Origin of the sequence: Fibrobacter sp., from assembly GCF_045131395.1 — a bacterium.
Lineage (GTDB): Bacteria > Fibrobacterota > Fibrobacteria > Fibrobacterales > Fibrobacteraceae > Fibrobacter.
Map to the genome: position 1 here is coordinate 1 of NZ_JBGUQY010000043.1, position 2,109 is coordinate 2,109.

At 19.2% G+C, this 2,109-nt stretch carries 2 protein-coding genes; both read left to right on the top strand.

Annotated features, from left to right (window positions below):
* The first annotated feature begins 681 nt into the window (after nucleotides 1-681).
* A complete protein-coding gene (locus ACJMNB_RS10580; protein ID WP_405342232.1) occupies nucleotides 682-912 on the top strand; it encodes a hypothetical protein in 231 nt (76 codons plus the stop codon).
* A 37-nt stretch (nucleotides 913-949) separates the two neighbouring features.
* On the top strand, nucleotides 950-1,939 hold the full coding sequence (locus ACJMNB_RS10585) for a hypothetical protein (protein WP_405342234.1): 990 nt from the start codon (nucleotides 950-952) through the stop codon (nucleotides 1,937-1,939).
* The last annotated feature ends 170 nt before the right edge of the window (nucleotides 1,940-2,109 follow it).

Here is a 2,109-nt window from a genome sequence, read left to right on the forward strand (position 1 = left end):
CCCAATCCCCAATTAAAACAAAAAAAATAAATAAATTTTCCTAATTAAATAATTATATTAAAGCACAACCATGAAAAAATAAGCCCGCCATCTTTTTTACAAATATTCTTAATAATAGAAAGGAGCTTTATGGGGAACCAATTATTCTAATTAGTCTTTTTTTTCTTTATTATATTTAACAATTATTTATTTTATTATCTTTATTTAAGCCAATAAATATTAAATAATTCAAAAAAAATTTTAAACATTTAAATTTTCTTAATTAGTATAGAGTTTGGAATAAATGAATATATGATTTATTAATTTTCTTTTAATCTTTAAAATAGTGAATGCTAACTTTTTTTTTTTTTATTTTTATATCAAATTATGATGTAATAAATTTGAGTGATTTTAATGGAGTTTATAAAATCAAATCTATATTAAATAGTAACAACATTTTAATTTGCAATGATATAATAAATGTTTTTCTTCCAATTTACTTAACTCAGGCTATATTTTTATTTTATCAAAAAATATTTCAAAATTATTTTATAATAAGGTAAGACATGATAATTAACTTTATCTAATGAAACTTCTTCATTTTTTAATATTATTAAAATTGGAGAAAATTCATATTATATAAAACCTATAAAAAGTAAAAAATATTTATTTGTTAGTAATAATAATATTATAATAAAAAAATTGCAAAAACATCAAGAAGCTATGATTTGGAATTTAATTCAAATAGAAGAAAATCAGTTTTTAATTCAAAATAAATATTATAAAAAATATATTGGAATATCTAATTTTTTTTTTCTAATTTTAAGTAATAATATATATAATAAAAGTTTTTATTTTGAATTTTTGAAATTATATGAAGAAGTAAAAGTAAATATTGATTTAAAAACCATTAATATTTTTAGAGATAATTAATAATGATCCAATTGATATAGTTATTAAATATATTGATGTGACGGATAAAAATTTAAATAGGAGTGGTATAAAGCATATTTATAAAGATAAAGACAATGATGAATTAAAATATTCAGTTAGAAGTATTTTGGAAAACGTTCCTTGGATAAGAAAAATATTTATTTTAATGCCAAATGAAAAAGTTAGATTTTTTAAATCACAAGAAGAAATAAAAGATAAAATAATATATGTAAAAGATAAAGATTTATTAGGATATAATAGTGCAAATAATGTTGCCTTTACATTAAATTTACATAAAATGGAAAAATTTGGAGTTTCAAAAAATTTTATTTATATGGACGATGATTATTTTTATGGTAAATCTCTAAAAAAATCTGATTTTTTCTATTATGATAATAAAGAATTGTCTCCTTATATTATAGCAAATAAATTTAAAGAAATAAACAAGACTTATGTATTAGAGAAGTATCATTTAATGTTTAAAAATAAAGATTTTATTGATCCACATTCAGGTAAAGGATTTACTCTTTCAATTTTATGCACTGAAAAATTCTATATAGAAAATTTCAATATTAGCCTAATTAAAGCAGAGCATACTCATAATGCAATTCCGCTAAATATAGAAGATCTAAAGGAACTTTTTGAATTAGTTAAAAAATATAAATATATAAATGAAACATTACAATCAAAAGAAAGATATATTTTACGGTTAAGTCAACAACACGCTTATAATTTATATCAATTAAATATTAAGAATAAAAAAGTACATTCTATCCCTTATAAATATATTCAAATAGAATCTATAAAAAAGCATAAATTGAATATACCTCTTTTTGTTTTAAATACAGGAGGAAATCATATTCCTCTAACTAGGCAATATAATATTGAAAAAAAAATAATGAGAAAAACATTTACTTATCCTCATATATATGAAATTCATGATAAAAAATCAAAAATTTATCCAAACTTTTTTGTCATTCATATATATTTAATATTTATTATAATCAAAATATATAAAAATTTTTGAAGAGTAAAAAGAAATAACAGCATAAAAATAAGATATATGCCTTATTTTTTTGAAATCATTTTTTTTAATTCAATGCTTTAACTACAAATATTAAGTAGGAAAAATAATTTTTTATAATGGGGATTGGGGATTGGGGATTGGGGATTGGGGATTGGGGATTGGGGATTGGG